The organism is Pontibacter sp. BAB1700 (genome assembly GCF_000277005.1).
Taxonomy (GTDB): Bacteria; Bacteroidota; Bacteroidia; order Cytophagales; family Hymenobacteraceae; genus Pontibacter; species Pontibacter lucknowensis.
Genome location: NZ_AKIS01000219.1, coordinates 1 through 2971, shown reverse-complemented (window position 1 = coordinate 2971; position 2971 = coordinate 1). Strand labels below are relative to the sequence as shown.

The window sequence follows — 2971 nt, the reverse complement described above, 5'->3', positions numbered from 1 at the left end:
GCCTCTCTTTTTGGATTTTACTGCCGTCTCAACTTACCAGGTTGTCGGGCCGCTGTATAATTTGTACAACTACTTCATGTAAATCGCCTTCCTCGTCTTTTAGTTTATAAATGACCATCGGGTTGTCTGCATCATGTATAGGGGTGATATTGACAACTTTACCCGCGTCCAGCCTGTCTTCGAGCTGTTGCGTCAGGTCTTGAAATGCTTTTGCGAAGTTAACCTCAAGCGAACTGGGATTATAATATTTGGTTTTCATGGTTATTTCACTTTATATGGAGGGAGCCGCCTTTGCGGAACCGGGAGCCACTGTTAAAAATACTATTTCGAGGGTTTTTCTTTTTATACTGTTATCGGGTGGCTTAGTTACGATATAGCTGATTTTGAATACAAGTTGTTTTTATAGTTTAAAATCATTTTGAAATCTTGCTATTTATATAATATTTGCATTAAGCTATGTTATTAGAAAAATATAAAAAATATGCCTTTTTGAGCCAAACTAATGTAATGTAATTCCGTTCATAACACTAAATAACAAAGAGTAGCCGTTTACCGGCGAAATGCCCGAATACCATGAAAAGAATTATACCCATACTGATTATACTAGGATTTACCCTTAACACTACACACGCGCAGCGGTTAAAGGAAACGGACGACGATCTGGATAAAAAGGTATTGGCTATCAGCCTGACCGGTCCCCAGATGGCGATCCTGGAAATGAAGCGCGAACTGAATCTGAGCGAAGAGCAACTGATGCAGGTAGAACTGTTACATGAGGAGCGGTACCAGCGGATGGCTGAAGCTGAAATGAATCTGGAAGACCCACTGAAACTGCAACGTACCTACAGAGAGATACAGATCCAGCTGGATAAGGTGATGGCTGGCATCTTGACCGAAAAACAACTAAAACAGTTTCTGGAACTGGAAGGGCGTCAACACGTCAATTTACTGACTGGTAATGAGGAGGAAGAGTAATAGCCTATACTTCTGCAAAAACAAAGCCCACCATATGGTGGGCTTTTTCATTAGTTAGAAACGGGAAGCGGTCGCAGGTAGGTGATTTCACTCACCTTGCTCAACGCATTAAAACGAACCTCAGCCCGGTTTGCCTCGGACAGCTTATTTCGTTCATTGCAATGTGATCCTGGTTCAAAGTAGTATATGAATACACGCTGCCCCCGGCGCATCAACTGCTCCGCATCGGGTTTTCCAAGTATATCTTTGACTTCCTCTTCCGGACGTCCATATAGCTCGCGGCGTATTCCATCAAACTCTTTCACCATCGTACTGCGTTGCCCCTGGCAGCCTCTCTTGTCCTGTTGCCATTTATCACTGTCAAAGCCTTCAATACGGGCCGGGTCAGCGCAACCCAACAGCAGCATCAGTAATAGGGTATAGAAGTAGTACGTTTTCATCTGTGGTTCTCTTACCTCAAAATTGCAGCATCCGACTTTGGCATACAAGTAAAAGCAACAATTTATAAAACAGAAAACTGCATAAGCCGAAATAATACACTTGCCATACATACTAAGCTGCAGGTCCACAAGCGTTTAGCATATATGTGGGTGCGATGAGCTTTACAATAGACCGCATATGGGATATAAACAAGGCAAAAGGGAACAATTGTTGTGTTTTTCCCTGTTAGTACTGTAATTGCGTAAAACCCTATAAGTAGAATAACCCTATGATAAGAGCTATTGTCACCTCTTTTGCCCTTAGTTTCATGCTGGTTGCCACTCCTGGCGGGGCACGACACGATGAGTCGGAGCCGACGGGACGCACGGCTGAAACTGTTCTGACTTCCACTTCACTTGCCCGTTTGTCCTTAGCCGAGAAAAAACTTGCATTCGATGAACATGTGCAGGAGGTTTATAACAGATCGGGTTTGAAGATGGCCGGACTTTCTTTCAGTGTGTTTGAGCGGGCTTATACCGGTTACCATAACTTTAAGCAGGACGGTCTGACGGCAACTGACAAACAGATCCTCACGGTTGTTGATTTCACCAAGCCGAGCAACCTGAAGCGCATGTGGATCATTGATCTGGATGCGAATAAAGTGCTTTATAACAACCTGGTGGCCCATGGCCGCAATACAGGAAATGTAAGAGCAGAGAAGTTTTCGAACGAGCCTAACTCCAACATGAGCAGCATGGGCTTCTACCTCACCGACAAGACTTATTATGGCAAGCATGGGCTTTCCCTGCGCTTGTCAGGTATGGATGAGCAATTTAACTCCAAAGCCATGGAGCGTGCCATCGTACTGCATGGCGCTGACTACGTAAGCGATGATTTTGTGAAGCAGTATGGTCGGCTAGGCCGTAGCCTGGGATGCCCGGCTGTGCCAAGAGCTATTTCAGGTAACGTGATCGAGCTGATCAAGGACAATACTGTACTGTACATTCACAGTGCAGACAAAACCTATACCTCGGACTACCTGAACATTGAGCGAGCCGTTGAAGGCTTTGCAGCGCTGCAGGGTACAACGCCCGTTAGTGCATAGAAAGTTTGCCAACCGAATAAAACAGAAAATGCCACGCCGGATTACCGGCGTGGCATTTTCTGTTTTATAGCTTTATAGATTTAGGTCTGGTCTTTTGTCGTTTTTACCAGGTTGATACCAGCAAAGAAAAAGATCAGACCTACTACAAAGGGTACAGCGGCCGTGTACTGGCCAATAGCCGCGCCGTCGCCTCCCATTACAAAAGCATATGCCCCCCAGATGATGCCGATTATACCTAGTATGGTCAGAATGGCACCGAATGTTCGTTTCATATTCATGATAATTCGTTTTAGTTGAAGCTGCTTTTGCAGCGATTTTAATGTATTACGAATTTCATATAAAATAGGGTAGCTATTTATAACCCTTCTGCCTATACCTGTCCTCTTCTGCTCGTTTTTTTCCGCGCTGCTTGCGTATACTTTTTAGTGCAATAAAAGTATATGATGAAGCAGCACACCCGACTGACTCAGA

The 2971-nt window shown here is 44.5% G+C and carries 5 protein-coding genes; 2 read left to right on the top strand and 3 right to left on the bottom strand.

The features are described from left to right. Positions 1 to 28: 28 nt before the first annotated feature. A complete protein-coding gene (locus O71_RS20185; RefSeq protein WP_007660813.1) occupies positions 29 to 259 on the bottom strand; it encodes a hypothetical protein in 231 nt (76 codons plus the stop codon). A 314-nt stretch (positions 260 to 573) separates the two neighbouring features. Here O71_RS20185 and O71_RS20180 point away from each other — a divergent pair, with 314 nt between their 5' ends. After that, positions 574 to 975, top strand: a complete 402-nt coding sequence (locus tag O71_RS20180; protein ID WP_007660812.1) for a hypothetical protein — start codon at positions 574 to 576, stop codon at positions 973 to 975. Between the two features lie 50 nt (positions 976 to 1025). Here O71_RS20180 and O71_RS20175 read toward each other — a convergent pair whose 3' ends face one another. Then, positions 1026 to 1415 (bottom strand): hypothetical protein, encoded by a 390-nt coding sequence (locus O71_RS20175; RefSeq protein ID WP_007660811.1) that lies wholly within the window; start codon positions 1413 to 1415, stop codon positions 1026 to 1028. Positions 1416 to 1684: 269 nt separating this feature from the next. On the opposite strand from O71_RS20175, the gene O71_RS20170 reads away from it, so the two are divergent. Continuing rightward, positions 1685 to 2500: a murein L,D-transpeptidase catalytic domain family protein gene (locus O71_RS20170; protein WP_007660810.1), complete on the top strand. Its 816-nt coding sequence runs from the start codon at positions 1685 to 1687 to the stop codon at positions 2498 to 2500. An 80-nt stretch (positions 2501 to 2580) separates the two neighbouring features. Here the strand turns inward: O71_RS20170 and O71_RS20165 are convergent, their stop codons facing one another. After that, on the bottom strand, positions 2581 to 2772 hold the full coding sequence (locus O71_RS20165; protein WP_200805479.1) for a hypothetical protein: 192 nt from the start codon (positions 2770 to 2772) through the stop codon (positions 2581 to 2583). Positions 2773 to 2971: the final 199 nt, after the last annotated feature.

What these genes read in the sequence shown, in the direction of transcription:
- O71_RS20185 (WP_007660813.1), bottom strand. Translation starts at nt 259, where the DNA reads ATGAAAACCAAATATTATAATCCCAGTTCGCTTGAGGTTAACTTCGCA.
- O71_RS20180 (WP_007660812.1), top strand. Translation starts at nt 574, where the DNA reads ATGAAAAGAATTATACCCATACTGATTATACTAGGATTTACCCTTAAC.
- O71_RS20175 (WP_007660811.1), bottom strand. Translation starts at nt 1,415, where the DNA reads ATGAAAACGTACTACTTCTATACCCTATTACTGATGCTGCTGTTGGGT.
- O71_RS20170 (WP_007660810.1), top strand. Translation starts at nt 1,685, where the DNA reads ATGATAAGAGCTATTGTCACCTCTTTTGCCCTTAGTTTCATGCTGGTT.
- O71_RS20165 (WP_200805479.1), bottom strand. Translation starts at nt 2,772, where the DNA reads ATGAAACGAACATTCGGTGCCATTCTGACCATACTAGGTATAATCGGC.